Here is a 26,446-nt window from a genome sequence, read left to right as displayed (position 1 = left end):
CCGTGGTGCCCGCCCTACTCGGCCGGGGTGGCCAGCCCGGGGCCGGCGGTGTGCCCGGTGTCCGGTTCGTCGGTTCCGGGACCGCTCGTCGCGGGCAGGTCGGCGAGTTCGGCAGCGCCGTTCTCGAGGAGTTCGTCGGCGACCCGGCCGGCGACGGACAGTGCTTCGTCGAGGCGGTCCTGCGCGGAACCGTCGAGCATCGCCGCGTGTGAGGCCGTGCGGTACTCGGAGCCGTCCGGGCTGTACACGGTCGCGGAGACCAGGAGCATCTCGGCGTCGACGACCGCCGTCGCCCCGATCGGAGCGGAGCAGCCAGCCTCGAGCTTCGCCAGGACCTCGCGCTCGGCGGTGACGGTGAGGCGGGTCGGCGCGTGCTCGATCTTCCGGAGGGCGGCGAGCAGGTTCCGGTCGTCCTCGTCCGCACGGATCTCGACGGCCAGCGCACCCTGTCCCGGGGCACTCGGCCAGAAGCCCAGGTCGAGGAGCTCGGTGGCGGCGTCGAGTCGACCGATGCGGCCGAGCCCGGCGGCGGCGAGCACCACGGCGTCGAGGTCGTCCTCGACGCGGGCGAGCCGGGTGTCGATGTTGCCGCGGATGTCCACGACGTCGAGGTCGGGACGGTCGGCCCGGAGCTGTGCGGCACGGCGCGGTGACCCGGTGCCGACGGTCGCGCCCTCGGGCAGGGTCTCCACCGTCGCGCCGTTCCGTGCGACCAGGACGTCGCGGGCGTCCGCGCGCTTGGGCACGGCCCCGATCGTCAGGCCGGGGTACGGCGCGGTCGGCAGGTCCTTGAGGGAGTGCACGAGCACGTCGACCTCGTGCGCCACCAGGGCTTCACGGAGCGCCGACGCGAACACGCCGGTGCCGCCGAGGGACGCCAGGGAGGCACGGTTCGTGTCGCCCTCGCTGGTCACGGTGACGAGTTCCACCGGCCGACCGGACGCCTTGGCGAGGCGGTCGGCGATGTCTTGCGACTGGGCGACCGCGAGCCGGCTGGCACGCGTACCGAGCCGGATCGCGGGCTTGTCGCTGTTCGGTGTGGAGCCGTCGGTCACGGGGCGACGCCGGCGGCGGCGGGCTTGAACCCCGCTCGCACGTTCTCGCAGCACCCGGGACGGCACACGTCGTACCAGGGTCCGATGTCGGTCATGTGCGGACGCTCGGCCTTCGGCGTCCCGTTGACCCGCTCGAGCACCAGGTCGACGAGACCGGACACGTACGCGGGGTCGATGCCGGGGGTCTGCGTGCGGAGCGACCAGTACCCGAGCTCGCCGGCGGTCTCGGTGGCTTCCTCGTCGAGGTCCCACATGACCTCCATGTGGTCACTCACGAAGCCGAGCGGCACGATGAGGACGGCGCGGGTCGGTCCGCCCTTGAGCTCCTCGTTCATGTAGTCGTTGATGTCGGGCTCGAGCCACGGCTGCGTCGGGGGGCCGGACCGCGACTGGTAGACGAGCTTCCAGGCGGGCTTCGACGTGCCCTGCAGGTGCGCGTGCTCCGGCTGTTCGAGCAGCTCGGACCATGCCTGGTCGAGGACAACCTGACCGACGGCGAGGTGCTGCGCCTCGTACGCGCCGTGCTCGTCGAAGCCACGGAAGTCGGGGCCGGACCGGGCGGCGTCGCTGGACGGGATCGAGTGCGTGGAGAACAGCACCTGCAGCTCGGTCGCGACGTCGAGCCCGTCGTTCTCGGCGATCGCGCGGGCCATGCCGTCGCGGACACCGTCGATGAACGGTCGGACGAAGCCCGGGTGGTCGAAGAACTGCCGGATCTTGTCGATCTGGATGGTGTCGATCAGGCCGGTCTCGGTCAGCACGCGGGCGTAGTCCTCGCGGTACTGGCGGCAGCTGGAGAACGACGAGTACGCGCTTGTGGCGATCGCGACGAGCTTGTTGTAGCCCTTGTCGGCCGCTTCGGTGAAGGCCTCTTCGAGGTAGGGCTCCCAGTTGCGGTTGCCCCAGAGGACGGGCATGTCGATGCCCCGCGAAGCGAGCTCGGCCTCGAGCGCGGCCTTGAGCGCGCGGTTCTGGGCGTTGATCGGGCTGACGCCGCCGAAGTGTCGGTAGTGGTGGGCGACCTCTTCGAGCCGCTCGTCCGGGATGCCACGGCCGCGGGTGACGTTGCGGAGGAACGGGATGACGTCGTCCTGGCCCTCGGGTCCGCCGAAGCCGGCGAGCAGGATGGCGTCGTACGCGGTCGGGACCTCGACGTGCTCGGGGCCGGACGCAGCGGCCGCGGTGGCGGCGAGGACGGGCTGTCCGTTCGTGATCAGGCTGGTGTCGGTCATGACAGGACCTCCGGGAGTTCGGCGGTCGTCACGCGACGACCCGTGTAGAAAGGCACTTCTTCGCGGACGTGCATGCGGGCCTCGGTGTAGCGGAGGTCGCGCATCAGGTCGACGAGGTCGACCAGGTCCGGGCTCTCGAGCGGCAGGATCCACTCGTAGTCACCGAGGGCGAAGGAGGCGATGGTGTTGGTCAGCACGCGGCGGTACTTGGCGCCGGCGACGCCGTGGTCACGGAGCATCTTCGAGCGCTCGTCCTCGGGCAGCAGGTACCACTCGTAGGAACGGACGAACGGGTACACCGTGATCCAGGCCTCGGGGTCCTTGCCACGGAGGAAGGCCGGGGTGTGCCGCTTGTTGAACTCGGCTTCGCGGTGCATCGCCATCGCGTGCCAGACCGGTTCGGCGTCCTGGAACAGCGCCGTACGACGGACGTCCCGCAGCACCGCCTGGATCGCCTGGGCGTCGTCACCGTGCAGCCAGATCATGACGTCGGCGTCGGCGCGGAAGCCGGAGACGTCGTAGAAGCCGCGGATGGTCACGCCACGCGCTGCGCCGGCCGCGACCACGGCGTCGAGCTCGGCGACCGAGTCGTCGCCGCCGCGGGTGACGGCCCCGACCGGACGACGGAAGACCGCCCACAGCGCGTAGGCGGTCAGCAGGTTCGGGTCGATCCCGGTCGCGGGATCCGTCTCGTGCGCTGCGTCAGTGTGTGCTGCGGCGCCGTGTGTGGTGTCGCTGTGGGCTGCTGGTGTGGGCACGTCAGTGCTCATGGATCGGTCGTCCTCCACGGTGGCCGCGAGCACGATCGCCAGCGGCACGGTTGCCAGGGGTGTGGGTCGCCCGTCCCCGTCGCCGAGCGGGCGTCCGGGGCGGGGTTCCACAGTGGCTCGCGGTGGCTCGCCGCCTGTGGATCACCGTCGTCGGAGCGCCGCTACGACGATACCCCCGACCACTGCCACTCCCGCTGCGAGCCCGGCCAGGTAGGGCACCGGGTTCTCGTCGACGCCGCGCTTCACCTTCGACGCCGCGATGCCGAGCTGCTTCGGGACGTTCAACTTGTCCTCGATCGCGTCGAGGGTGTCGAACAGCTGGGCACGGGTGGCGGCGACACGGTCGGCGATGTCGCCGTGCTCGTCCTTCGGGTCGGTCACTGGTCCTCCGGTGGAGTCGTGGGGATGACGGGGGTCAGCGGACTGACGGGGTCAGAACCGGCCGTCGACGTCGGGCTTGCGCGAGCCGCGCTGCGTCTCCGGGGTCGGCTTCCAGCCGAGTCCCTTGACCGCGTTGACGTCGTTCTTGACGCTGGCGATCGTGCGCTTCGGCGTGATCGGCAGGCCCTTCTTCAGGCGCTTCCAGCCGACGAGTCCGAGGATCCCGGCGACGATGAGCATCAGCACACCCAGCAGCAGCGCCGCCAGCCATGCCGGCATCACGGTGGCGAGGCCCATCACCGCTGCGGTGAGGAGCACGCCGATCGCGTAGAGCACGATGACGAGTGCGGCGACGAGGATGCCCGCGGCGATGCCGAAGACCTTCGCCTTGCCGATCATCTCGGCCTTGAGGAGCGAGATCTCGCCCTTCACCAGGTCCTTGACGAGGTCGGGGAGGTCCTTGACGAGGCCGAACAGCGACCGCGACTTCCGGTCGCGTGTGTCGGTCATGAGATCTGCGAGCCCTTGTTGGACGACGTCTTGGAGCTCACCTTGCGGACGACCTTCTTGGTCTGCTCACCGATGAAGTCGGCGACGTCGGGCGTGCGGTCCTGCACGAAACCCTCGACGTCGTGCACGCTCTTCTGCACGCCGTTGCTGTTCCAGATCTTGCCGCTGACGGTCTTGATCTGCTCGTACCGCGCCCGTCCGGCTCGCGATCCCAGGACGTACCCGAGTGCTGCGCCGGCGACGAACAGGAGCTTTCCTCGCATGAGCGATTCCTCCGTTGGGTCAGTGTGCTTGGTGATGCACCGTTGCGGGGTCATGCACCGATCGGCATGTGTCCGACGGTTCCCCCAACAGTAGCCCTCGGGGCCGCAGCGGTCCGCTCAGGAATCCAGGATGCGCTCAGCCGCGGTCCGGGCAGCGGTCACGATGCCGGACAGCCCGCGACCCGACGACGCCTCGCCGATGCCGACGACGCCCTCCGCCAGCCCGGCGGCCTCGGCGTCCGGCCCGTGCCACAGGACCCGTGCGGCACCGACGACGTGCTCCGGCCCCACGCGCATGCCGAGCAGGGCCGACGCGTCGGCGGTCGCGCGGTCGCTGACCGGCCCGGCGGGGTCGACCGGGAGGCTCGTGGCGACCTGGTCGGCGGCCGTCGCGTCGGCGACGCCGGTCGCCTGGTCTGCACCTGCCGGGGGCAGGGCGTAGCTGAGACGGAGGACGTGCCTCCCGGCCGAGCGCTCCGCCAGCCACGGCCACTTCACGGTGGCGTGGGTCAGCGCCTTCGCGCCGACGCCCGCCGCCGCCGGGTGCACGAGCATCCCGGTGCCGCGGGGTGCGGTGTCCAGCTCGGGCCGGTCCACGACCAGGGTGAGGAGTTCGATGCCGGAGCGCCGGGGTGCCGCCGTGCGTGCCGGGTCGGCCACCGTGGCGAACACGTGGTCCGCCGCCAGTCGTTCGGTCCGGCCGTCGGCCGAGGTGGCCTCCACCGCGGCCCGCTCGACCCGCGTCGCCCGGGTGTGCAGCCGGACGTCGACACGGTAGGTCTCGAGGTCGGCGACGAGCTCGTCGACCAGTCGGGCGATGCCTCCGCGGATGCCCTGCACCGCGGACCCGGCGACGGCACGCTTCCGCATCGCGAGCACGGCGCGGGCGAGCGAGCCCTCCCGCTGGAGTGCCGCACGCAGGCCGGGTGCGACGCGGTCCGGGTCCAGGTCGTCCGGGTGCGTGGAGTGCACGCCCGCGACCACCGGCACGACCAGGTCGTCGAGGACCTTCGCGCCCATGCGGCTCCGGACCATCGCGCCGAGCGAGGTCGCCCGCGCACCCACCGGCGACGGCAGGAGTGCGTCCATCTGCGCGCGGAGGGCCCCGGCGCCGCCGACCACCGCGATGACGTCGGCGGCCATCGGGGTACCCGGGATCCCGAGCAGTCCGGTCGAGGGGATCGGGGCGGTCCGGCCGTCGCGGGTCATCAGCCATGCGCCGCGCGGGTCCGGCGAGACGATGTCGTTGCCCAGGCCGAGTTCGATCGCGAGCGAGGACACCGCGTCCGTCCGGGTCGCGAACGAGTCCGCCGCCATGTCGAGGTCGAGGCCGGCCACGGTGTGCCGACGGATCATCCCGCCGAGCGCGCCGGAGGCCTCGAGCAGCACCACGTGCGCGCCGCCCTTCGCCAGGTCGCGCGCGGCGACGAGCCCGGCGACCCCGCCGCCGACCACGACGACGTCGGTCATGCTGCGGCGCTCCCGGTCCCGCCGGCGCTGTCGACGCTGTCGCTCACGGCCGTCCCGTCGCCGAGCGAGTGCACGAGTTCGACGACGCGGGTCAGCACGGTCGGGTCGGTCTCCGGCGGTACCCCGTGCCCGAGGTTCACGACGTGCGCCCGGGCCACCCCGCCGCGTCGGACGACCGCGCGGACGTGCGCCTCGAGGACCGCCCACGGGGCCGCGAGCATCGCCGGGTCGATGTTGCCCTGCACGGTGACGCCGGTGCCGACGCGCTGCACGGCCTCGTCGAGGGGCAGGCGCCAGTCCACACCGACCGCGTCGACGGCGTCCGCGTGGCCGCCGACCGTCGCCATGTCGGCCAGGACCTCGCCGCTGCCGACGCCGAAGTGGATGCGCGGGACGCCGAGGTCCGCGACGTGGGACAGCGCGGTCGCCGAGTGCGGTGCGACCCGCTCGACGTAGTCCGCCCGCGACAGCGACCCGACCCACGAGTCGAACAGCTGCGCGGCCGAGGCGCCGGCGAGCACCTGGGCACGGAGGAACGCCCCGGACACGTCCGCTGCCCAGTCGAGCAGGCGCGACCAGGTCTCCGGGTCGGCGTGCATCATCGTCCGGGCGCGGATGTGGTCCTTCGACGGGCCGCCCTCGACCAGGTAGGCGGCGAGGGTGAACGGCGCACCCGCGAAGCCGATGAGCGGTGTGCTGCCCAGCTCCGCCACGGTCCGGGCGACGGCCTCGGAGATCGGTGCCAGCGCCTCCGGCTCGAGCCGACCGAGGGCGTCGACGTCCGCGGCGGTCCGCACCGGCGAGCCGAGGACGGGGCCGCGACCGGGGACGATCTCGACGTCCACGCCCGCGAGCTTGATGGGCACGACGATGTCGCTGAAGAAGATGCCGGCGTCGACCCCGTGCCGGCGCACCGGCTGCAGGGTGATCTCCGACGCCAGAGCCGGGTCGAGGCAGGCGTCGAGCATGGCCGTGCCGACCCGCAGCTCGCGGTACTCGGGCAGCGAACGGCCCGCCTGGCGCATGAACCACACCGGCAGCGTCTCGGGTCGCTCTCCCCGGAGGGCCCGGACGAGTCGGGAGCCCGCGGTGCGGCCGTCGGCGAGCGGATGGGTGGTCGGGAGCGCGTCGGTCACCCGTTGATTCTCCCACCGCGAACAGGGCCGTTCTCCGATCCGGCGCTCGGGACGGCGGGGTTACCATTGAAGACGTGCTCATCTGTCTCACGGCGTCGCATCGCAACGCCAGCTTCGACCTCCTGGAGCGTCTGAGCATCGGAGCACCCGCGGCCGCCAGCCACCTCGTCACGGACTCGGACGTCCTCGACGGTGCGGTCGTCCTCGCCACGTGCAACCGGTTCGAGGCCTACCTCGACATCGCCGGTGACGACGAGGTCGCCGTCCGCGCCACGGTCGAGGCCGTCTCGGCAGCGAGCGAGCTGCAGGCCGACGAGGTCCTCGACTCCGTGCAGGTCCTGGGTGGCGGCGACGTCGTGCAGCACCTCTTCGCGGTGTCGAGCGGGCTCGAGTCCGTGGTCGTCGGCGAGACCGAGATCTCCGGCCAGGTCCGACGGGCCCTCGAGGACGCCCGCCGCAACGGCACCACGACGTCCGAGCTCGAACGCCTCTTCCAAGAGGCTGCACACACCTCCCGCGGGGTCAAGACCCGCACCCGCATCGGCGCCGCCGGCCGGTCGCTCGTCCGCCTCGGACTCGAGCTCGCCTCGTCGCGCATCACCGACTGGGCCGCCACCCGTGTGCTGCTCGTCGGCACCGGCAGCTACGCGGCCACCACGATCGCCGCCCTCCGCGACCGCGACGCCGAGCAGATCCAGGTCTTCTCGCCGTCCGGCCGCGCCCCGTGGTTCGCCGCCAAGCACGACCTGGTCGCCGCCACGGACCTGCGCACCGCGATCGGTTCGAGCGACGTCGTCATCACGTGCACCTCGAGCGAGGTCCCGGTGGTCGAGGCGTGCGACCTCGACGACGGCGCCCGACGGATCGTCATCGACCTCGGACTCCCCCGCAACGTGCACCCCGACGCCGCCGACGTCGAGGGCGTCGAGCTGCTCGACCTCGAGACCATCAGCATCCACGCCCCGATCGCCGAGCTCAACGCCGAGACCGAAGCGCGTGCGATCGTCGACGACGCGGTCTCGCGGTTCCGCGCGCAGGCGCTCGAGCAGTCCACCACCCCGGCACTCGTGGCCCTGCGCAAGCACGTGTTCGACATCCTGGACGACGAGATCGACCGCGTGAAGCGTCGCGGCGACACCACGCCCGAGTCCGCGGAGCAGACCGAGCGGGCCCTCAGGCACCTGGTCGGCGTGCTGCTGCACCGCCCCTCCGTGCGGGCGCGGGAACTCGGCCGTGCCGGTCGCGGCGACGACTTCACCGGGGCGCTCGACGCGCTCTTCGGGGTGCGCCCGGAACCCGTCGCGGACGTGCCGTCGGCCGTCGTGCCCCTGGCGGAGCGGGCTGCGCGCGTGCGCGACGACGAGGCGGACGCGAGCTGACCGGCTCGGGTGGGTCGAGCCTCCCGGCCGGACCCGTACTGGACGTCAGCGCGCTCCTGCTGGTCCGGGACCGCCGCGTGCTGATGGTGCGCGCACGTGGACGCGACGTCCTCTACCTGCCGGGCGGCAAGGTCGAACCCGGCGAGAGCGCCGTCGACGCCGCGGTGCGCGAGGCGTTCGAGGAGACCGGCCTGCACCTCACCGCCGCCGACCTCGACGAGTTCGCCGTCGTCACCGAACCCGCCCACGGGCAGGCGCCCGGGACGATCGTCGCGATGACGCTGTTCCTGGCCCGGCCGGGAGGCACGCTCGACTCCGCCACGCCCGTCGCCTCCGCAGAGGTCGACGAGGTGGACTGGGTCACCTCCGGCGACGCCGGACGCTGCCCGCCGGCCGGGGTCGAGACGCTCCGCCTGCTGATGCAGGCGGGACTCATCGACTGACCGACCGGACGGGCGACCGACCGTTACTGGTCGCGGTCGGTGTACTGCCCGGCCTCCTCGGGACCGGCCGGCTGCGGCTCGCCGGGGATGTCCGACTCGACGTACTCACCCGACTCGCCCTCCGGCTCTGGACGGGCCTCGCCGGGGATGTCGCTCGACACGAACTCGCCGACCGGCTCGTCCTCGGTGACGCGGTGCTCACCGGGGATGTCGCTGTCCACGAACTCGCCGGCGCGTGCGTCCACGCCGTCGGCCCGGTCGTCGTCGCCGCGTGCTGCCTCGTGCTTGCCTGCTGCCATCGGTCTGTACCTTCCGTGTCCGCACGTCGTCGTCGACGTGCACGATGCCGATCCTGCCCGAACACGCTGGGCGGCGGTGCGGATGTGGGAGGACGTGCGAGACGGTTCCACGGTGGAAGTGGTTGTCTGGCGGGCATGGGACAGAGCAGTCGAGGGTTCGGCGGGCAGGTGACCGGACGGCGGTCGCTGCGCGGAGTGCTGGGGACGGTGAGCGTGCTCGGGGCGGTCGTGCTCGCACTGACGGGGTGCACGAGCACGTCGAGTGGAGGCGGGGCGTCCTCGGCGCCGGCCGGTCCGACCACCTCCGCTCCGACCACCTCGGCCACGCCCGCCTCCGCGGCACCGACCACGCCGACCACACCGTCGTCCACTCCGGCTGCGTCGGCGGCCGCCGGTTCGACGGGTGCTGCCGCGGCCGGTCCGGCAGACGGCGGCACCGCCTCCGGCGCGGGGACCTGCGCGACGTCCTCGCTGACCGGGTCGATCGCCGAGGGCAGTGGCGGCGGAGCCGGCAGCGTCTACCTCAACCTGGCGTTGCGGAACACGGGGACCGCGTCGTGCACCCTGCAGGGCTGGCCCGGCCTGTCCTTCGTGGGCGACGGGAACGGCATGCAGCTCGGGGCAGCGGCGGCACTCGACCGCAGCGGCACACACCCGACCGTCACCCTGGCCGCCGGGCAGACCGCGTACGCGCCGCTCCGGATCGTCCGAGCCGAGAACCTCGAGCCGGCCGACTGCACGACGCAGCAGCCCGACGGGTTCCGCGTCTACCCGCCCGGGTCGAAGCAGTCGCTGTTCGTCGCCTCCACCGCCTACACGGCGTGCCGGCAGCAGTCGGCGGAGCTGCTGTCCGTGCGGGCGTTCGTGCCGGAGGGACAGCAGGAGCGGTAGCCCGGTCCGGGGACTGCGCGTGTCCGGCGGGCCGCGCGTGCTCGGCGGGGCGACCCCGACCGCCAGCGCGGGGACACAGCGGTCTGATCCCGCCGGGATCGGTCGTCGGTGCTCGGCGCTCAGCGCTCAGCGCTCAGCGCTCAGCGCTCAGCGCTCAGCGCTCAGCAGGAGCGTGCACGACCTCGAGGACCTCGGTGCCCATCGTCCGCAGCGCCTCGACCACCGCGAGTCGACGCTGCAACGAGTCGTCCTCGAACCGCACGGTGACGGCGTAACAGACCGAGGACGCCGGACCGCGGAGGACGCCGGCCTCGGCCCGGACCCCCGGCCCCGACCCGGTCACCGCCACGGACTGGAGGCCGTGGTCGAGCGCGCGGTGTGCCAGCGGATCGAGACCGAACGACCCGGCGACGAGCGACAGGTCGGCCGCCAGGGACAACCACCCGAGGACCCGGTTCGACACCGTCTGGTCCACGACCTCGCCGAGCGCGAGGCCACGGAAGAGCCAGCTGAGCTCTCCCGACGCCGCGACCGAGACGTCCGGGGCGTCGTCCGGGCCGCGGCGGTCCCGCACCCGGTCGATGAGTGCGGACCGCTCGACCCCGAGGGACTCCGCGCGGGATCGTACTGCGTCGATCCCGACCGTGGTGAGCAGCGCGTTCGTGGCCCAGGCATCGGCCGTCGCCCCGACCAGGGTGGCGAGGTCCGACACCTGCATCGTCGGCTCCTGCAGGAACTGCCAGAGCCCCGCACCCGTCGCGGTGTCCCGGGCCATGCGCTGGAGCCGGTCACCGTGCAGCCGACCGTCCTCGAGCTGCGCCGCCACCTCGATGAGCAGCAGCACCCGCCCCAGGCCGGACACGGGTTGCACGAGCCGGTCGTCGATCGCCAGCAGCGCGCGGCCCGTCGACGTGTCGATGATCGATGCGCTGACACCGGCACCGTCCTGTGCGATGGTGCCGAGTGCCTCGGTCGTCGCCGTGAAGCGCTCGTCGGCCCCGCCGCGGTGCTTGCCGCGGCTCCGACCACCACCGCCGGCACGACCGCCGCCGACGGGACCGTTCCCCGCTGAGCCGTCGTCAGCGGGGCGTCCGGGGCGGCGCCGGCGCGACGAGTGCGGCGCGTCCGGCTCCGTCATCACCAGATGGCGACGCGCTCGGCCGGGGCCAGGTACATCGCGTCACGGTCCGAGACGTCGAAGGTGTCGTAGTAGACGTCGATGTTGCGGACGATCTGGTTGCAGCGGAACTCGTTCGGCGAGTGCGGGTCGATGCTCAGCAGACGAGCGGCCTCTTCCGGACGGATCGCCATCCGCCAGGCCTGCGCCCAGCTCAGGAAGAAGCGCTCGGCTCCGGTCAGGCCGTCGATCACCGGCGGCTCGGCACCGTCCAGCGAGATCAGGTAGGCCTTCCACGCGATCGACAGACCGCCGAGGTCACCGATGTTCTCGCCGATGGTGAGCGCACCGTTCACGTGCCCGTCCGGCACCTCGGTGGGCACCAGGGCGTCGTACTGCGCGATGAGGGCCTTCGTGCGCTCCTCGAACGCCTGCCGGTCGGCCTCGGTCCACCAGTTCTGCAGGCGGCCGTCGCCGTCGTACTGCGAGCCCTGGTCGTCGAAGCCGTGCCCGATCTCGTGGCCGATGACGGCTCCGATCGCACCGTAGTTGGCGGCGGCGTCACGGCTGGCCTCGAAGAAGGGGAACTGCAGGATCGCGGCCGGGAAGACGATCTCGTTGAAGCCCGGGTTGTAGTAGGCGTTGATCGTCTGCGGGGTCATGAACCACTCGTCACGGTCGATCGGCTTGCCGATCTTGCCGAGCTCGCGGTCCACCTGGAACGACGCGATCGCGCGGACGTTGCCGAGCAGGTCGTCGGCGGTGACCGGCAGGGCGCTGTAGTCGCGCCACTTCACCGGGTAGCCGATCTTCGGGGTGAACTTCTCGAGCTTGTCCAGCGCGCGGGCCCGGGTCTCGTCGGTCATCCACTCGAGGCCGGTGATGCTCTGCCGGTACGCCTCGACCAGGTTCGCGACGAGGTCGTCCATCGTCGCCTTCGACGTCTCGTCGAAGTGCTCCTCGACGTAGATGCGGCCGACCGCTTCGCCCATGGCGCCCTCGACCAGGGAGACGCCGCGCTTCCAGCGGTCACGCTGCTTCGGTGCGCCGGTGAGTGCCGTGCCGTAGAACGAGAAGCTCGTCGCCGAGAACGCGCTGGTCAGGTACGGCGCCGAGGCGCGGATGACCTGCCAGCACAGCCAGTCCTTCCAGACCGGGAGGGGCTGCTCGCGGAACAGCTGCGCCAGGCCGGTCAGGAACGAGGGCTGACGGACCACGACGGTGTCGAAGGCGCCAGCCGGGGCGTCGATGGCCTGCCACCAGTGCCGGAGGTCGACACCTTCGGCGAGCGCCGAGACCTCGTCCCAGTGCAGTTTGTTGTAGGTCTTCTGGCTGTCGCGGGTGGCGACGTTGTCCCAGTGCGCCGAGGCGATGGCGGTCTCGAGGGCGATGACGTGTTCGGTGCGGTCGCCGCTCTCGTCGTAGCCGGCCAGGGGGAACATCGCGCCGACGAACTCGCGGTACTTCTCGCGGATGTCGGCGAAGCGCTCTTCGCGGTAGTACGACTCGTCGGGCAGGCCGAGGCCGGACTGCTCCAGGAACACGATGTACGCGTCCGGGTCGCCCGGGTCGTTGTCGACGAAGAGCTGGATGAAGCTCGGCAGCCCGAGGCGTTCGAAGCGGCCGACCATGCGGAGGACGTCGTCCTTGTCCTCGATCGCGGCGATGTCGGCGAGGAGCGGCTCGATCGGGGCGGACCCGAGTGCTTCGAGTGCGGTCTCGTCGGTGAAGGACGTGAAGAGGTCGCCGACCTTGCGCTGCTCGGTGCCCGGCGCGGCGGTCTGTGCGCGCTCGATGATCGTGCGCACGGCGGCTTCGGCTTCCTCGGCCAGGACGGTGAACGAGCCGTAGCGGGCCTTGTCGTCGGGGATCGGGGTCTCGTCGATCCACCTGCCGTTGACGTGCCGGTAGAGGTCGTCCTGCGGCCGCACCGACTCGTCGAGTTCGTCGGTGCGGATTCCGGTGGTGCCTGCGACGTCGGTCATGCTCACCACGATAGCCACCGGGACCCGGTCCGCCACCCGGCCGGTACGCATCGGTGGAGGGCCGTGCGGCGACGGCGTTCTCCACAGGAGTCCGACGTGGCCCGTCACGGAGGGCCGACCGCCCGCTACGGTCGTCGCATGGGACTTCCGTGGAAGCTGCACGGTGACGGCCGCACCGTCTCCGCAGCGACGATCGTGGCGCCGGACGAGCGCCTCACCTGGCCCCGCACGATCGGGCTCGGGGTGCAGCACGTCGTCGCGATGTTCGGCGCGACGTTCCTCGTGCCGCTCATCACCGGGTTCCCGCCGTCCACGACGCTGCTGTTCAGCGGCATCGGGACGATCCTGTTCCTGCTCCTCACGGGCAACCGGCTGCCGAGCTACCTCGGGTCGTCGTTCGCCTTCCTCGCGCCGATCGGGGCCGCGACGAAGATCGGCGGCATCCCGCTGGCCCTGTCCGGCATCATCGTCGTCGGGGCGCTGCTCGCCGTCGTCGGGCTCATCGTGCACCTCGCCGGTGCCGGGTGGATCGACCGACTCATGCCGCCGGTGGTCTCGGGTGCGATCGTCGCCCTGATCGGCTTCAACCTGGCCCCGGCCGCGCGCGACAACTTCGTCGCCGCCCCCGTCGTCGCGGTGATCACCCTGGCCGCCATCGTCCTGTGCACCGTCCTGTTCAGGGGGCTGCTCGGTCGGTTGTCGATCGTCGTCGGCGTGGTCGTCGGCTACGTCGCGGCCCTGATCGGCGGCCAGGTGGACCTGAGCGCCGTCACCAAGGCGGACTGGGTGGGCCTGCCGACCTTCACGGCACCGGCGTTCGACCCGTCACAGATGGCCGTCTACCTCGGGTTCCTGCCGGTGGTCCTGGCCCTGGTCGCCGAGAACGTCGGCCACGTCAAGGGCGTCGGGCAGCTCACCGGCCGCGACCTCACCCCGCTGACCGGCCGCGCGCTCTTCGCCGACGGCATCTCGACCGTGCTGGCGGGTGTCGGCGGCGGTTCCGCGACCACGACCTACGGCGAGAACATCGGCGTGATGGCGGCGACCCGGGTGTTCTCGACGGCGGCGTACTGGGTCGCCGCGATCGCCGCGGTGCTGCTCGGGCTCTCCCCGAAGATCGGCGCGGTCATCTCGACCGTCCCGGCCGGTGTCCTCGGGGGTGCGACCACGGCGCTCTACGGTCTGATCGGCGTCATCGGCATCCGGATCTGGGTGGAGAACCGCGTCGACTTCGCCAAGCCGAAGAACCAGCTGACGGCGGGCATCGCGCTCATCATGGGCATCGCCGACTTCACGTTCCACCTGGGCGGTGCGACGTTCGGCGGCATCATCATCGGCACCATCGCCGCGATCGTCGTCTACCACCTGATGGACCTCATCGGCCGGGCCCGTGGCACCGACCCGGTGACCCCGGCGGCGACCGAGGCCGACCGGGCGGCCACGGGCGGCGTCCCCGTCGAGCCGCGGGTCGACACCGCAGCGCGCGACTGATCCGAGGTCCTGCGGTTCAGAGCAGCGCGACGACGCCCGTGACGCACTGCACCAGGCCGAGCACCACGAGGACGACGACGAGTGCGACGGAGCCGCGCTGGGCGATGAACCCCCGGGTCGCCGCGAGCATCGGTTCCGCTCGACGCCCGAGCGCCGCTGCGATCGCGATCGGCAGGACAGCGCTGGAGCCCGCGACCAGGACGTAGGCGGTCCCGATCCCGACCATCGCCACGACCGACGGGTCCGCGTCACCGACGACGAGGCCGGCGGTCACGGAGAGCACCAACGCCTTCGGGTTGGTCAGGAACCAGGCGACACCGACGACGAATGCACGTGCCGGCCCGATCGCCGCCATCAGGTCCGACCAGCCGGCGCTCCGTGGGCGGCCGTCGGGCAGCCGACGAACGGTCCACTGCCAGATCCCGAGACCGAGCAGCAGCACGCCGGCGACGACCTCGATCACCGCCCGGACGTCGGTGCCGCCCTCCGACGGAGCCGGCAGTCGCTCGCCGAGCAGGACAGCCACGACGAGCGCCACGGCGACGCTGAGGACCCATCCGGTGGCACACGCAGCGGCGGATGCGTACCCGCCTCGGTGGCCGAGCAGGAACACGATCGAGGCGACCACGAGCGGACTCAGTGCGATCCCCACCACGGCGGGGACCAGTGCGACGATGTCCACTCCTCGACCGTAGCCATTGGCAGGATGTCCTGGTGCCCACCGACCAGCCCGACGACGACACGACGACCGCCGACGATCCGCGCCGCGCACGCCGTTCGGTCGACCGCGACATCGTCCGGCTCGCGCTGCCGGCACTCGGGGCGCTCGTCGTCGAACCGCTCTTCCTGCTCACCGACACGGCCCTCGTCGGGCACCTCGGAGCCACGTCACTGGCCGCCGTGGGGGTGGCGAGCGCGGTCCTGCAGACGGTCACGGGCCTCCTGGTCTTCCTCGCCTACGCCACCACCCCGGCGGTCGCGCGTGCCCTCGGTTCCGGCGACCGCCGTGGCGCAGTGCACGCCGGCATCGACGGGATGTGGCTCGCCCTGGGGCTCGGCGGCGTCCTGGCCCTGCTCGGTTGGCCGCTCGCCGGACCCCTCATCGACCTGTTCGGCGCCGCTCCCGAGGTCTCCGAGGCAGCGACCGCGTACCTGCTCGTCTCGTTGATCGGTCTGCCGGGCATCCTGGTCGTGACCGCGTCGACCGGACTGCTCCGCGGACTGCAGGACACCCGGACCCCGCTCGTCGTCGCCACCGTGGGGTTCATCGCGAACGGCCTGCTGAACGCGCTGCTCATCTACGGCCTGGGCTGGGGCGTTGCGGGTTCCGCCGCGGGCACCGTCGTCGTGCAGTGGGCGATGGCGGCCGTCTACGTGGTGATCGCCGTCCGCGCAGCACGGGCCTCCGGCGCTCCGCTGCGGCCGGGTGCCTCGGGTGTGGTCCGGGCGCTGCGGTCCGGGGCGTGGCTGTTCCTCCGCACCGCGTCACTGCGGATCGCGATGCTCACCACCATCGCGACGGCGACCGGACTGGGCACGATCGGGCTCGCGACGACCCAGATCGGGTTGACCGTGTTCAGCACCCTCGCGTTCGCGCTGGACGCGCTGGCGATCGCCGGGCAGGCCCTCGTCGGCCACGCGCTCGGTGCGCGGGACGCCGAGCGGGTCCGGCTCGTGACCGGGAGGCTCGTGGTCCTCGGAATCGCCGGTGGCGTCCTGCTGGGACTGCTGACGCTCGCCGCGAGCGGCGTCCTCGGGCCGGTGTTCTCCGACTCCCCAGCGGTCCGGGCAGCGCTGCCACCCGTGCTGGTCCTGATCGCGGCGGGGCTGCCGATCGCCGGGTACGTCTTCGTGCTCGACGGGGTGCTCATCGGCGCCGGTGACGCGCGGTACCTGGCCCTCGCCGGTGTCGCGAACCTGGTCGTGTACCTGCCGCTGCTGTGGTGGCTCGGGGACGGCCTGGCGTCGCTGTGGGCGGTCTTCTCGTTCGGCTACATCGGCATCCGTGCGGTGACACTCGGCCTCCGCGCGCACCGGCCGGGGTGGATCGCCGCGGCGCTCGCCCGCTGAATCCGGACGCGCCCGACGGCAGGGCTACGCGATCGGGCTGCCGGTCGGGGCGGTCGAAGGCGACGACAGATCGGGCAAGGACCGGCGCACGCGCTCCCTGCGACGCGCCTCGATCCCGCTCATCACGGTGACGAGGACGGCCACGACGAGCAGGAGCACGAGGAGCCACACATCGCCGGAGGACAGCGCGAGGGCCCAGGCCGATCCGACCAGGACGGTTCCGAACGCGACGAGACCCGGCACGGCCGCCCGCGATGACCGCTCCTGCCACACCAGGAAGGCGCGGACGAGTGGTGCGCTGTCCGACGACCCCGGCGCTCGACCGTTGATCTGACGCCATGCCCGCTGCCGCTGACCGCGGTCGAGTACTGCGAACGGACGCTCGCCGGTGGCGATCCAGAACGGCTGCAGGGTGTGACGACGGCGGGCGACGAACCAGTTCCGGACGGCGAGCACCATGCCGGACACCGCCACGGCGACCGGACCGATCCACCAGCGTTCGCCGAACACGATGACGGGCACGACGAGGGTCATGAGCACCGCGAGGACAGCGAGGACACCGGTGACGGACGGCCCGTGGACCGTCGGGCCGTGTTCCGCCAACCGCTCGGCTCGACGGCTGGCTTCGAGCAGGGCGGCGTCGGGCGTCAGAGCCGGAACGGCGCTCGGGGTCGTGGTCACGAGCCCAACCAACCACACCCGCCACGGTGCGGTCGGGATGCCCGAGCCGTCACTCCGCCCGGAGCGCGTACGCCGAGCCGTCTGCCGTCCGTGTGAGGACACCCGCGTCCACGGCGTCCCGCCGCACCAGCGCCACGTCCGCGACGAGCATCGCCAGCGCCGCGTTGAGCGTGCTCTCCGGCACCCGGCGTGACGGGCCGAGTCGGTCGAAGACGAGTCGGACGACGGCGGTCGACACCTCCTGCCGTGCGCCGGCGTCGAGCGGCAGGTCGGTGATCCGACCGACGTGCAGGACTGCCCGGTCGGAGCGGAGCAGCTCGACGGCGTCCTTCGCCTGTCCGAGCAGTCCGGTGTCCACCGCACCGTCCGCGTCGACCCAGTCGAACCGGGCCACGACCTCCCGCGTCCGTTCCTCCTCGGGTCGAGAAGCACGGCTGCCCAGCTCGGCCAGGAGCTTCGGGGTCATGACGACCGCGATCACCTGTCGCGCCCGTCCCAGCGCCGTCTGCACGTCCATCTCCGGTCCCTCCGTCGTGTGGCTGCGGGAACGATACCGACCACCCACGGACCGGAAGGCGCGCGCGGAGCGGTGCCGGGCCTCCCGGCCGCCGCGCAGCGGCCCGCTCCGGGCGCGCGGTTCGGGGTGGACCCGAACGGAACCACCCGAGCGCCCGCGCCGCAGCGCCTACCTCCGCGGCGGCGCCGTCGTGTCGCCGACCTGCAGCTCCGAACGGAACGACGCCGGCTCCGGCGCCTCCCCCTCGAGCATCGCGAGCGCAGCCCGCGCCGCCGCCTCGCCCTTCGGCACGAACGGCTGCACGAGGGTGGTCAACTGCCGGATCGGGGAGCGGTGCAGCAGGCTGTCGTCGACGTGGATGCCGTCGAAGCCGACGACGCTGACGTCCTCGGGGACGCGCAGGCCGGCCTCGAGTGCGGCGGAGATCACCCCGACGGCGAGCAGGTCGCTCTGCGCGACGACGGCGGTGGGGGCCTCGACGCCGGGGGCGAAGAGCGCGGCGCCGGCGATGCGGCCCTCTTCCACGGAACTGCCGGTGGTGACGACGGCCGGCGCGGAGGGGTAGACCTGGCGGACGCCGCGGAGGCGCTCCATCGTGGTGAAGGCGGTGGACGAGCGCTCCCGGTCCGCGTCGACGGGTCCGCGTTCCCGCGAGCTGTCGAGGGGCAGGGCGACGACGGTGACGTCCCGGTGGCCGAGCTCGCGGAGGTACGCGGCGGCCCGGCGGGAAGCGTCGCGGTTGTCGAGGTGGATGGGGACGGCGCCCTCGATGACGTCGGCCTCGATCGCGACGACGGGGATCGCCCGACGGCGGAGGACGGCGACCGCGGGGTCGATGCGCACGTTGCAGCCGATGAGGATGACGGCGTCCATGGGTGCGTCGACGAGGGGGGCCATGCCGCGTTCGTCGTCGAGGGGGCTGCGGACCAGGAGCAGCGAGACGCCGGCGGCCCCGGCGACCTCCGCGATGCCGTCGAGGGTCAGCACGTTCACCGGGTCGCGGAAGGCGTCGCTCAGCCGGTCGTCGAGGACGACGCCGATCACGCCGGAGCGCCCGCGGCGCAGGGAGCGGGCGCGGGGGTCGGGGCCGTCGTAGCCGAGTTCGGCGGCGACGGCGAGGATGCGTTGCCGGGTGTCCTCGGAGACGGGTCCGCTGCCGCTGAACGCCAGGGACGCGGTCGACGGGGCGACGCCGGCAGCGCGGGCGACGGCGGCGAGCGTCGGCCGGGAGGCACGCCCCACCCGGGCAGCGCCGGTTCCGTCCGACCGGGTCGGGCGGGCGACGTCGGTCACGCGGGACGCGCGGGACGCGGCGGTCGCGCGGGACGCGCCGGTCGCGCGGGGCACCAGGGCGCGGTCGTCCGACTCGCCGGGTTCGCTTGCCGTGTCGTCCATCGCTGGTTAGCGTAACGGGAAGACCAGCTCGAATCGATTCGATCGGACAGACCCATGACGACGGCCGTCACCCGCACCGCACCGACGACGCGCGCCTGGCGCAACGCGGTGTTCGTCGTGTTCACGCTCTCCGGGCTCGACATCGCCACCTGGCTCGGCCGGGTCCCGAGCGTCCGCGACTCGCTCGACGCCTCCACCTTCACGATGGGGCTCCTGGTGCTCGGCATGTCCGTCGGCTCGATCGGCGGGCTCACCTTCGCCGGCCACATCGTCGCCCGACTCGGTGCCCGCCGCGGAGTCCTCGTCGCCTCGGCCTGCCTGGCGCTCGGCATGGTGGCCGCCGGTGTCGCCGTCACACTGGGGTGGGGCTTCGCCGCGATCTGGGTCTGCCTCATCGCGTTCGGCTTCGGCAACGGGCTCTGCGACGTCTCGATGAACGTGTCCGGTGCCACCGCGGAACGCCTGGGCGGCCGGACGATCATGCCGCTGTTCCACGCCGCGTTCAGCGTCGGGACGCTCGCCGGCGCGGGCATCGGCGCCCTGGCCGAGCGCTTCGACGTCCCCGTCGCCCTGCACTTCATCGTCGTCGGGATCCTCACCAGCCTGGCGATGATCGTCGCCATCCGCTGGTTCGGCGACGACCGCCACGTCGAGCCCGAGGCCACCGACACCAGCCCCGTCGCCCTGCCGGTCTCGCGCTGGGCGGTCTGGCGGCAGCCGTCGACGCTGCTCATCGGCGTCATCGTGCTCGGCATGGCGCTTGCCGAGGGCTCCGCGAACGACTGGCTGCCCCTCGCCATGATCGACGGGCACGGGCTGGCGAACGACGGCGGCTCCGCGGTCCTCGCCGTGTTCCTCGCCGCCATGACCGCGGGCCGGATCGCCGGCAGTCCGCTCATCGACCGGTTCGGACGGGTCCCGGTGCTCCGTGCCAGCGCGGTCGTCGCGGTGGTCGGTCTCGGCATGCTCATCTTCGTGCCGAGCGTCCCGATCGCGATCGTCGGTGTCGTGCTCTGGGGGCTCGGGGCGTCCCTCGGCTTCCCGATGGGGATGTCCGCCGCGGCCGACGACCCGCGGACCGCCGCCGCGAAGGTCAGCGCCGTCGCGACGATCGGCTACGTGGCGTTCCTCGCCGGACCGCCGATCATCGGGTTCGCGGGCGAGCACGTCGGCCTGCTCAACGGGCTGCTCATCGTGTTCGTGTTCATCATCGCGGCGGGCCTGGCGTCCGGCGCAGCGCGCGAGCGGACCGGGGCTGGCACGGGCACCACGACGACCACTCCGGTTGGCGCGGTGGATGCCGGGGCCGGGTCGCACCTCCAGTCCGACGCGACGGCCGAGGCCGACCGCCGCTGAGCCGCGACCCGCGCCGCAGCCCGCGACCCGCCGGGCGCGCGCCCGATCCCGGTTAGGCTTCCCGGGTGCGTCTCGTCATCGCCCGCTGCTCCGTCGACTACGCCGGTCGCCTGTCGGCCCACCTGCCCCTCGCGAACCGCCTGCTCATGCTCAAGGCGGACGGCTCGCTGCTCGTCCACTCCGACGGTGGCAGCTACAAGCCGCTGAACTGGATGAGCCCGCCGTGCTCGATCGCGATGGCCGAGCCGGACGAGGACCAGGCCGCCGCCGGCATCACGCAGGTGTGGACGGTGACGCAGAAGAAGACGCAGGACCGCCTGATCGTCAGCATCCACGAGGTGTTCGCGGACGAGACCCACGACCTGGGCGTCGACCCGGGCCTGGTGAAGGACGGCGTCGAGGCGCACCTGCAGCAGCTCCTCGCCGAGCAGATCGAACTCCTCGGCGACGGCCACACGCTGGTCCGCCGCGAGTACATGACCGCCATCGGACCGGTCGACATCCTGGCGCGTGACGACGCGGGCGCGAGCGTCGCGGTCGAGATGAAGCGCAACGCCAACATCGACGCCGTCGAGCAGCTCACCCGCTACCTCGAGCTGATGAACCGCGACCCGCACCTGCGTCCGGTGCAGGGTGTGCTGGCGGCGCAGTCGTTCGCCCCGCAGGCGCGCACCCTGGCCGAGGACCGCGGGATCCGCTGCCTGGTCCTGGACTACGACGAGATGCGCGGCATCGAGGGCGGGCACGCCCGCCTGTTCTGACGGGAGGCACGCCCCGGCCCGGCCGCGTCCGCCCGGCCCGCCGCAGCTAGGCTGGGCAGGTCATGACAAGCAGCCCGGAGCGTCCGTTCACCGCCGTCCTGTTCGACCTCGACGGCACCATCAGCGACTCGGCACCGGGCATCCTCGAGAGCCTGACGTACACGTTCCAGCAGGTCGGCGTACCGGTACCGGACCACGAGACGCTGCTGTCGTTCGTCGGACCGCCGATCCTCGACACCTTCCGCATCGCGATGGGCATGGACGACGAGCTCACCGAACGCACCCTGGCCGTGTACCGCGAGCACTACCTGTCGCACGGGGCCCTCGACAGCCTGATGTACCCGGGCATCGACGTCGTGCTGCACACCCTGCACGAGGCCGGCGTGCCGATCTCGACCGCGACGAGCAAACCCGAGACGCCGGCCACCTACATCCTCGAGCACTACGGGCTCACCGGGGACATCGACATCATCACCGGGGCGAGCGACGACGAGGTCCGCTCCGCGAAGGCCGACGTGGTCGAAGAGGCCCTTCGGCGCCTGCACGCCCACGGGTTCGACGTGTCGCGACCGGTGCTCGTCGGGGACCGCCTGCACGACGTCGAGGGCGCCGCGGCACACGGCGTCCCGACGGTCTTCGCGGAGTGGGGCTACGGCTCCCCCGCCGAGGCACAGGGCACCATCGCGCAGGCGGCCACCCCGCTCGACCTGCTGCCGATCCTGCTGCCGAGCGCATGACGTCCGGCACGGCGGACTCCGGTCGCGTCCGGTCCGGTCTGCGCGGAGCCGCGTGGCTGCTGCCGGCCGCGATCGTCCTGGTCGCCCTGAACTTCCGCGGGCCGATCGTGGCCCCGGCGCCGGTGATCGGGGACATCCGCGCCGACCTCGGCATGACCGCGACGGTCGCCGGACTCCTCACCACGATCCCGGTGCTCTGCTTCGCCCTCGCGACCCCCTTCGCCAGCTGGGTGATCGCCCGCTTCACCGCGGAGCGTGCGGTGTCGCTGTCGCTCGTCATCGTGCTGGTGGGGACCGTCGTCCGGTCGATCCCGCACGAGGCCGCCCTGCTCATCGGCACCGCGGTGATCGGCATCGGCATCACGATCGGCAACGTGGTGATCCCGGTCGTGATCCGCCGTGACACTTCGCCGGAGCGGGTCGGCCTGGTCACCGGTGTGTACACGTCGGCGCTCAACATCGGGTCGATGACCACCTCGCTCGGCACCGCACCCATCGCGGCCGCCTGGGGTTGGCCGATCGCGATCGCGGTGTGGGGCGTCCTGGCACTCATCGCGGCGGCCGCGTGGACGTACACGGTCGGAGCCGGCGCCGCCTGGCGCGGATCCGACCACGACTCGGAGCCGCTGCCCGTCACCGGTCCGATCGACCAGGTGCTCGACACCGGGTCGGTGCGGACCGCGACGGAGCAGCGTGCAGCGGTCATCGAGACGCTGCCGCACCCGGCCAAGCGCTGGGTGACCTGGGGGTTGATGCTCGCGTTCGGCGGGCAGGCGTTCTCGTACTACGCCCTGACGGCGTGGATCCCGACGCTGCTGCACGACGAGATCGGCTTCGACACGGCGTCCTCCGGGGCGAGCTCGTCGGTGTTCCAGATCCTGGCCGTCGTCGGCGCACTCGGGGTGCCCGTGCTCGCCAACCGCTTCCGCCCGCGGGTGATCATCGTCCTCGTCGCGTTCTTCTGGCTGGCGATGCCGCTCGGCCTGCTCATCGCGCCGCAGCTCTGGCTGCTGTGGTCCGTCCTGGGTGGCGCGGCCCAGGGCGGCGGCATCACGATCATCTTCATCGTCATCGTCCGGCTGGTGTCCAACGACGACGACGCCCGCCGGATGTCCGCGTTCGTGCAGGGTGGCGGCTACCTGCTCGGGTCCGCCGGACCCCTCGTCGCCGGGGCGCTCCACGGGGCGACCGGCGGCTGGACGGCTCCGCTGCTGACGGTCCTGGTCGCCGTGCTGCTGCTCGGCGTCGTCGGGTCGGTGTCGGCGCGGAAGGTCCGCTGACCGGACTGACCGGACTGACCGGCTCGCGCGGCTGACCGGGCGTGGTCGGCCTGGGAACTCCGGCGCGCAGCTCGGTGTCCGCTGGGTGTCGTCTCAGCGTCCGCCGATGATCAGCAGCCCGCTGGCGGCACCACTGCGGCTGATCCACCGGCTGGACGGCCATCGTCCCGGATGTGGACGAGACGACGAGACCCGCACGCTGGAGCGACCAGCACCCCGGCGCGCGCTGGGCCCTCGCCGGCATCCTGGTCGGCGCCGCCGTGCTGTTCTCGTGGAACCTCGGCCGTGGCGGTGACTTCACCTTCTACCAGGCGGCTGCTCGGTCGATGTCCGAGTCCTGGGCCGCGTTCCGCACCGGAGCGTTCGACCCCGGCGCGACGGTCACGCTCGACAAGCTCAGCGGCTTCGCGGTCCCGCAGGCCCTGAGCCTGCGGGTGCTCGGGGACTCGACCGCTGCCCTCGCCTTCCCCCAGGTGGTCGAGGGGCTCGTCACGATCTGGGCGTGTTCGCTCGTCGGACTGCGCTGGGCGGGCCCGGGCACCGGCCTGGTCGCCGCGGCCGCCGCCGCGACCACGCCCGTCTTCGTCTCGATGTTCGCGCACCCGATGGAGGACGCGATGGTCACGGCGGCGCTGGCCGTCGCCCTCTGCTCCTGGCAGCGGTCGGTGCTCACCGGAGCGTGGTGGCCCCTCGTCGCCGCGGGCCTGGCCGTCGGCGTCGGGTTCCAGGCGAAGATGCTCCAGGCCTGGTTCGTGCTCCCCGCGCTGCTGCTCGGCACCTGGCTCGGCTCGGCGCACGGCCGACGGCTCGTCCGGACGTCGGTGCTGGCGGCCGTCGCGGTCCTGTCGTCGCTCTCCTGGACGGTCGCGTTGGCGCTCCTGCCCGCGGGGCAGCGTCCGTGGATCGACGGCACGACGAACGACGACCCGTTCGCGATGGTGTTCGGGTACAACGGGCTGGGGCGGTTCCTGCCCGGGCTCTTCCCCGGCGCGGTGCCCGCCGGCGGCGGCGGTTCCCGGTGGATCCACCCCATCACCGGCGCGGGCGACGGGACCGGTCTCACGAAGCTCGTCGACCCGCAGTACGCGACACAGATCGGGTGGCTGCTGCCCGCCGCGGTCCTCGGCGCGGTGCTCGCGATCGGGTCCCTCCGCGCCCGACCGGCGGCGGACCGGGCAGGTCAGGGCACCCGGGCGAGCCACGCCACCCGGGCCGCCCGGGCGACGACGGTCACCGTGCTCGTCTGGACCGCCACCGCCGCCACCGTCCTGTCGGTCATGCACCTGCCGCACACCGCGTACGTCGCAGCGGTCGGGGTGCAGCTGTGTCTGCTGGCCGCCTCGGGCTGGCGCGGGGCGGTCGGGCTGCTCCGCGCCTCCCGGCCGCTGCCCCGGTCGACGCTCGCCGCACTGCTGCTGGTCGAGACGGTCTGGTGGCGCTGGCTGGACCGCACGGGCGGGACGCCCGAGGTCCTGGCGCGGCCCGCGGTCCTCGCGGGACTGGCGGCCGCCGCCGTCGCGCTGGTGCTCGCCGCGGTCCCACCGGGGCACTGGTCGGCACGCCGTGCCGGCGCCGAGGACCGACCCGTCCGTCACCGCCTCAGGGGGCTGGTCGCCGTCGCGACCGCGGCGGCACTCCTCGCCGGACCGGCCGCGTTCTCGCTGCAGGCCCTGGACGCGCAGCGGGACGGGTCCGGCGAGGACGCCTCCGTCGGGACCGTCGACAGCCTGGCGGCACGTGGTCCGCACGGGGACCGCGAGGTCTTCCACGTGTCGGCACCGGCGTTCACCGGAGGGACGACGCCGTTGCCGCCCGACGCGCGGGTGCTCGTCCGGACCGCGCTGGCGCTCGGCGGCGGACGCGAGGGTCGGCCGCTGTTCCTGTCCGACTCGTGGCAGGTCTCCGCCGGGATCATCGCCGCGACCGGTCGGGCCGTGCTCACCGACGGCGGCTTCTCCGGGCTCGCACCCGTCTTCACGGTCGGGCGGATCGGCGCCGAGGTCCGCTCCGGGGTCCGCCTGATCGTGGAGCGCGCGGGTGCCTCCCCGGGCGACCCGGTCCGCGAGTACGTGGCGCACGACCCCTGCCGGCTCGTGCGACGACACGAGCTCGGCGTCGGGCCCCTGCGGTCGGTCCATTCGCACGACCGGTCCGGCCGACACGTCGGTCCGGTCGGCCGGGAGGCGCGCCACCCGTCCGTCGCCGCGGCGCACCACCGGCTCCACACGCCCCCGGCACACCTGCGCCCGCACCCCCAGCTCCACCCGCGCCCACGCCCGCGTCTCGACGAGCACCGGCGGCCGGAGGGTTGGGCCCTCTGGCAGTGCCGCTGACGGGAGCGGCGCGGATCAGTCGCCGCGTGCCTCCAGGACCTGGCGGAGCGTCATCGGCGGACGCCCGGTGACGCGCTCGACGTCGCCGGACACCTTCGCGAGCGACCCGTCCGCGATCGCCGTGTAGGTGCTGACCCAGGCGTCGGCCTGCCAGGGCTCGGGCTGCCAGCGCTGGCGGGAGGCGTAGGCCTCCTCCAGGGACTCGCGGTGGTACGACACCGGGCGGCCCCGGACCTCGCTGACGACCGCGGCTGCCTGCTCGAGCGTGATCGCCGCGGGACCCGTCAGGTCGTAGGTGCGGTCGAGGTGTCGTGCCGGGTCGCGGAGGACGGCCGTCGCCACGCGGGCCACGTCGGCGCGGGCGACCGCGGCCATGGCGCCGTCGTCCGCCGGACCGCGGATCACGCCGTCCTCGCCGACCAGGTCCTCGACGAAGTCCAGGTAGAACGAGTCGCGCAGGAACGTGTGCGCCATCGAGGTGTCGCGCACGGCCTGCTCGGTCCAGAAGTGGTCGCGGCCGAGCGTGAAGGTCGCGTCGGCGGACGCGCCCTGGAACGACGTGTAGACGACGTGCCGGACGCCGGCGTCGGCCGCCGCACGGACGACGGTGCGGTGCTGGTCGAGCCGGTCGTGGGCCTCCGCCCCGGACACCAGGAACAGGACGTCGATCCCCTCGAAGGCGGCGCGCGCCGCGTCGGCGTCGGCGTAGGTCGCGACCGCGACCTCGGTGCCGGGCAGCTCCGGGGCGCGGGATGCGTCACGGACGACCATGCGGAACGGCGTGCCGTCCGCGGCGAGCGCCCGGGCGACGGCGCCGCCGATCTTGCCGGTGGCTCCGGTGATGGCGATGGTCACGTCGTGCTCCTGTCGGTCGGTGGTGCGGGGAGGGTGCGG

Annotated in this window: 26 protein-coding genes; 10 read left to right on the top strand and 16 right to left on the bottom strand. The window is 72.8% G+C overall.

Annotated elements, in window-relative coordinates:
• Positions 1-14 precede the first annotated feature (14 nt).
• From hemC to hemE, 8 genes are all read right to left on the bottom strand, one after another.
• Complete coding sequence (gene hemC, locus E9228_RS11395) at positions 15-1,055, bottom strand: hydroxymethylbilane synthase (RefSeq protein WP_166780659.1); 1,041 nt, start codon at positions 1,053-1,055, stop codon at positions 15-17.
• Entirely contained in the window at positions 1,052-2,287 is a 1,236-nt protein-coding gene (locus tag E9228_RS11390; RefSeq protein ID WP_166780658.1) for a ferrochelatase, read from the bottom strand. The genes hemC and E9228_RS11390 overlap by 4 nt, the downstream gene beginning before the upstream one ends.
• Positions 2,284-3,057: a hydrogen peroxide-dependent heme synthase gene (hemQ, locus tag E9228_RS11385; RefSeq protein WP_166780657.1), complete on the bottom strand. Its 774-nt coding sequence runs from the start codon at positions 3,055-3,057 to the stop codon at positions 2,284-2,286. The genes E9228_RS11390 and hemQ overlap by 4 nt, the downstream gene beginning before the upstream one ends.
• A 141-nt stretch (positions 3,058-3,198) precedes the next feature.
• Entirely contained in the window at positions 3,199-3,438 is a 240-nt protein-coding gene (locus E9228_RS11380; RefSeq protein WP_239539903.1) for a DUF3618 domain-containing protein, read from the bottom strand.
• A gap of 51 nt (positions 3,439-3,489) precedes the next feature.
• Positions 3,490-3,948, bottom strand: a complete 459-nt coding sequence (locus tag E9228_RS11375) for a phage holin family protein (RefSeq protein ID WP_166780656.1) — start codon at positions 3,946-3,948, stop codon at positions 3,490-3,492.
• Positions 3,945-4,211 carry a hypothetical protein gene (locus E9228_RS11370; RefSeq protein WP_166780655.1) on the bottom strand — a complete coding sequence of 89 codons (267 nt, stop codon included), beginning with the start codon at positions 4,209-4,211 and terminating at the stop codon, positions 3,945-3,947. The genes E9228_RS11375 and E9228_RS11370 overlap by 4 nt, the downstream gene beginning before the upstream one ends.
• Positions 4,212-4,328: 117 nt before the next feature.
• Complete coding sequence (locus E9228_RS11365; RefSeq protein ID WP_166780654.1) at positions 4,329-5,681, bottom strand: protoporphyrinogen/coproporphyrinogen oxidase; 1,353 nt, start codon at positions 5,679-5,681, stop codon at positions 4,329-4,331.
• The gene (hemE, locus tag E9228_RS11360) at positions 5,678-6,817 is read right to left on the bottom strand and encodes a uroporphyrinogen decarboxylase (RefSeq protein WP_166780653.1); all 1,140 of its coding nucleotides are present in this window, start codon (positions 6,815-6,817) and stop codon (positions 5,678-5,680) included. Before hemE ends, E9228_RS11365 begins: the two co-directional genes overlap by 4 nt.
• Positions 6,818-6,891: 74 nt before the next feature.
• Here hemE and E9228_RS11355 point away from each other — a divergent pair, with 74 nt between their 5' ends.
• Together E9228_RS11355 and E9228_RS11350 are read left to right on the top strand one after the other, a co-directional pair.
• Positions 6,892-8,196, top strand: a complete 1,305-nt coding sequence (locus E9228_RS11355) for a glutamyl-tRNA reductase (RefSeq protein ID WP_166780652.1) — start codon at positions 6,892-6,894, stop codon at positions 8,194-8,196.
• Positions 8,193-8,639 carry an NUDIX hydrolase gene (locus tag E9228_RS11350; protein WP_289845984.1) on the top strand — a complete coding sequence of 149 codons (447 nt, stop codon included), beginning with the start codon at positions 8,193-8,195 and terminating at the stop codon, positions 8,637-8,639. The genes E9228_RS11355 and E9228_RS11350 overlap by 4 nt, the downstream gene beginning before the upstream one ends.
• A gap of 23 nt (positions 8,640-8,662) precedes the next feature.
• Here E9228_RS11350 and E9228_RS11345 read toward each other — a convergent pair whose 3' ends face one another.
• Complete coding sequence (locus tag E9228_RS11345; RefSeq protein ID WP_166780650.1) at positions 8,663-8,938, bottom strand: hypothetical protein; 276 nt, start codon at positions 8,936-8,938, stop codon at positions 8,663-8,665.
• Between the two features lie 135 nt (positions 8,939-9,073).
• Between E9228_RS11345 and E9228_RS11340 the strand changes: the two genes are divergently transcribed.
• Positions 9,074-9,829, top strand: a complete 756-nt coding sequence (locus E9228_RS11340) for a DUF4232 domain-containing protein (RefSeq protein WP_166780649.1) — start codon at positions 9,074-9,076, stop codon at positions 9,827-9,829.
• Positions 9,830-9,983: 154 nt separating this feature from the next.
• On the opposite strand, the gene E9228_RS11335 is transcribed toward E9228_RS11340, so the two are convergent.
• Both E9228_RS11335 and E9228_RS11330 read right to left on the bottom strand, forming a co-directional pair.
• Positions 9,984-10,967 carry a serine hydrolase gene (locus tag E9228_RS11335; protein WP_166780648.1) on the bottom strand — a complete coding sequence of 328 codons (984 nt, stop codon included), beginning with the start codon at positions 10,965-10,967 and terminating at the stop codon, positions 9,984-9,986.
• Positions 10,967-12,931: a M13 family metallopeptidase gene (locus E9228_RS11330; RefSeq protein ID WP_166780647.1), complete on the bottom strand. Its 1,965-nt coding sequence runs from the start codon at positions 12,929-12,931 to the stop codon at positions 10,967-10,969. The genes E9228_RS11335 and E9228_RS11330 overlap by 1 nt, the downstream gene beginning before the upstream one ends.
• 138 nt (positions 12,932-13,069) lie before the next feature.
• On the opposite strand from E9228_RS11330, the gene E9228_RS11325 reads away from it, so the two are divergent.
• Entirely contained in the window at positions 13,070-14,422 is a 1,353-nt protein-coding gene (locus E9228_RS11325) for a uracil-xanthine permease family protein (RefSeq protein ID WP_166780646.1), read from the top strand.
• 16 nt (positions 14,423-14,438) lie between these two features.
• Here the strand turns inward: E9228_RS11325 and E9228_RS11320 are convergent, their stop codons facing one another.
• Complete coding sequence (locus E9228_RS11320; protein WP_166780645.1) at positions 14,439-15,104, bottom strand: GAP family protein; 666 nt, start codon at positions 15,102-15,104, stop codon at positions 14,439-14,441.
• A 32-nt stretch (positions 15,105-15,136) separates the two neighbouring features.
• Here E9228_RS11320 and E9228_RS11315 point away from each other — a divergent pair, with 32 nt between their 5' ends.
• Positions 15,137-16,492: an MATE family efflux transporter gene (locus tag E9228_RS11315; RefSeq protein ID WP_166780644.1), complete on the top strand. Its 1,356-nt coding sequence runs from the start codon at positions 15,137-15,139 to the stop codon at positions 16,490-16,492.
• Positions 16,493-16,516: 24 nt separating this feature from the next.
• On the opposite strand, the gene E9228_RS11310 is transcribed toward E9228_RS11315, so the two are convergent.
• The 3 genes from E9228_RS11310 to E9228_RS11300 all read right to left on the bottom strand — a co-directional run bounded on the left by E9228_RS11310 (position 16,517) and on the right by E9228_RS11300 (position 19,085).
• Positions 16,517-17,173, bottom strand: coding sequence for a hypothetical protein (locus E9228_RS11310; RefSeq protein ID WP_166780643.1), 657 nt, complete (start codon positions 17,171-17,173; stop codon positions 16,517-16,519).
• Positions 17,174-17,222: 49 nt separating this feature from the next.
• The gene (locus E9228_RS11305) at positions 17,223-17,690 is read right to left on the bottom strand and encodes a DUF2087 domain-containing protein (protein ID WP_166780642.1); all 468 of its coding nucleotides are present in this window, start codon (positions 17,688-17,690) and stop codon (positions 17,223-17,225) included.
• Between the two features lie 168 nt (positions 17,691-17,858).
• Positions 17,859-19,085 carry a LacI family DNA-binding transcriptional regulator gene (locus E9228_RS11300; RefSeq protein WP_166780641.1) on the bottom strand — a complete coding sequence of 409 codons (1,227 nt, stop codon included), beginning with the start codon at positions 19,083-19,085 and terminating at the stop codon, positions 17,859-17,861.
• Positions 19,086-19,139: 54 nt separating this feature from the next.
• On the opposite strand from E9228_RS11300, the gene E9228_RS11295 reads away from it, so the two are divergent.
• From E9228_RS11295 to E9228_RS11275, 5 genes are all read left to right on the top strand, one after another.
• Entirely contained in the window at positions 19,140-20,441 is a 1,302-nt protein-coding gene (locus E9228_RS11295) for an MFS transporter (protein WP_166780640.1), read from the top strand.
• Positions 20,442-20,506: 65 nt separating this feature from the next.
• A complete protein-coding gene (gene nucS / locus E9228_RS11290) occupies positions 20,507-21,202 on the top strand; it encodes an endonuclease NucS (protein ID WP_166780639.1) in 696 nt (231 codons plus the stop codon).
• Between the two features lie 62 nt (positions 21,203-21,264).
• Entirely contained in the window at positions 21,265-21,939 is a 675-nt protein-coding gene (locus E9228_RS11285) for an HAD hydrolase-like protein (protein WP_166780638.1), read from the top strand.
• A complete protein-coding gene (locus E9228_RS11280) occupies positions 21,936-23,219 on the top strand; it encodes an MFS transporter (protein ID WP_166780637.1) in 1,284 nt (427 codons plus the stop codon). Before E9228_RS11285 ends, E9228_RS11280 begins: the two co-directional genes overlap by 4 nt.
• Before the next feature lie 173 nt (positions 23,220-23,392).
• On the top strand, positions 23,393-25,552 hold the full coding sequence (locus E9228_RS11275) for a glycosyltransferase family 39 protein (RefSeq protein WP_166780636.1): 2,160 nt from the start codon (positions 23,393-23,395) through the stop codon (positions 25,550-25,552).
• Positions 25,553-25,567: 15 nt separating this feature from the next.
• On the opposite strand, the gene E9228_RS11270 is transcribed toward E9228_RS11275, so the two are convergent.
• Positions 25,568-26,407, bottom strand: a complete 840-nt coding sequence (locus tag E9228_RS11270; RefSeq protein ID WP_166780635.1) for an NmrA family NAD(P)-binding protein — start codon at positions 26,405-26,407, stop codon at positions 25,568-25,570.
• Positions 26,408-26,446: the final 39 nt, after the last annotated feature.

It is taken from the genome of Curtobacterium salicis (genome assembly GCF_011759505.1).
Lineage (GTDB): Bacteria > Actinomycetota > Actinomycetes > Actinomycetales > Microbacteriaceae > Curtobacterium > Curtobacterium salicis.
The sequence above is the reverse complement of the archived record's forward strand: the minus strand, read 5'-3'. Positions and strand labels throughout refer to the sequence as shown.

Coding starts and splice junctions, on each gene's coding strand:
- E9228_RS11390 (WP_166780658.1), bottom strand. CDS start 2,287: ATGACCGACACCAGCCTGATCACGAACGGACAGCCCGTCCTCGCCGCC.
- hemQ (WP_166780657.1), bottom strand. CDS start 3,057: ATGAGCACTGACGTGCCCACACCAGCAGCCCACAGCGACACCACACAC.
- E9228_RS11375 (WP_166780656.1), bottom strand. CDS start 3,948: ATGACCGACACACGCGACCGGAAGTCGCGGTCGCTGTTCGGCCTCGTC.
- E9228_RS11370 (WP_166780655.1), bottom strand. CDS start 4,211: ATGCGAGGAAAGCTCCTGTTCGTCGCCGGCGCAGCACTCGGGTACGTC.
- E9228_RS11365 (WP_166780654.1), bottom strand. CDS start 5,681: ATGACCGACGTCGTCGTGGTCGGCGGCGGGGTCGCCGGGCTCGTCGCC.
- E9228_RS11345 (WP_166780650.1), bottom strand. CDS start 8,938: ATGGCAGCAGGCAAGCACGAGGCAGCACGCGGCGACGACGACCGGGCC.
- E9228_RS11340 (WP_166780649.1), top strand. CDS start 9,074: ATGGGACAGAGCAGTCGAGGGTTCGGCGGGCAGGTGACCGGACGGCGG.
- E9228_RS11335 (WP_166780648.1), bottom strand. CDS start 10,967: ATGACGGAGCCGGACGCGCCGCACTCGTCGCGCCGGCGCCGCCCCGGA.
- E9228_RS11330 (WP_166780647.1), bottom strand. CDS start 12,931: ATGACCGACGTCGCAGGCACCACCGGAATCCGCACCGACGAACTCGAC.
- E9228_RS11325 (WP_166780646.1), top strand. CDS start 13,070: ATGGGACTTCCGTGGAAGCTGCACGGTGACGGCCGCACCGTCTCCGCA.
- E9228_RS11305 (WP_166780642.1), bottom strand. CDS start 17,690: ATGGACGTGCAGACGGCGCTGGGACGGGCGCGACAGGTGATCGCGGTC.
- E9228_RS11300 (WP_166780641.1), bottom strand. CDS start 19,085: ATGGACGACACGGCAAGCGAACCCGGCGAGTCGGACGACCGCGCCCTG.
- E9228_RS11295 (WP_166780640.1), top strand. CDS start 19,140: ATGACGACGGCCGTCACCCGCACCGCACCGACGACGCGCGCCTGGCGC.
- E9228_RS11285 (WP_166780638.1), top strand. CDS start 21,265: ATGACAAGCAGCCCGGAGCGTCCGTTCACCGCCGTCCTGTTCGACCTC.
- E9228_RS11280 (WP_166780637.1), top strand. CDS start 21,936: ATGACGTCCGGCACGGCGGACTCCGGTCGCGTCCGGTCCGGTCTGCGC.